Origin of the sequence: Vibrio sp. 10N.222.52.B7 (assembly GCF_041474275.1) — a bacterium.
Lineage (GTDB): Bacteria > Pseudomonadota > Gammaproteobacteria > Enterobacterales > Vibrionaceae > Vibrio > Vibrio crassostreae_C.
This window is the reverse complement of the sequence record NZ_JBFRTU010000380.1, coordinates 1-323: the sequence shown is the minus strand read 5'-3', so window position 1 is coordinate 323 and position 323 is coordinate 1. Positions and strand designations below refer to the sequence as shown.

Below are 323 nucleotides of genomic sequence, written 5' to 3'. Positions count from 1 at the left end.
CTTGAACTTTCTCGTGATGCGCTTTCATTTGCGCCATTTTATCTGCTTTGTTGCCTGAGTGTTTTGCTTTCATCTCAGCGCGGTTCGCTTCGCGCATCTCTTTTAGTTCTGTTTTTTGAGCATCCGTCAGGTCTAGTTGGCGCATCACTTTCTTATCGAAGCCACCACACTTACCGTGCATACCTTTGTGATCACCTTTATCACCACCGCCGTATGCAAACGCACTCGCTGTACCTAACATAAGTGGAAGTGCCGCTGCTACTAGTACAAGTTTCTTAGTCATTTTCATAATTGTTGCCTCGATTCGGTATAATAAGTCATGT

The 323-nt window shown here is 44.6% G+C and carries 1 protein-coding gene; it reads right to left on the bottom strand.

Annotated elements, in window-relative coordinates; all coding sequences use genetic code 11:
- Nucleotides 1-289 (bottom strand): Spy/CpxP family protein refolding chaperone (locus AB4512_RS23310; protein ID WP_372175902.1); only part of this gene is annotated, 289 nt, incomplete at its 3' end.
- Nucleotides 290-323: the final 34 nt, after the last annotated feature.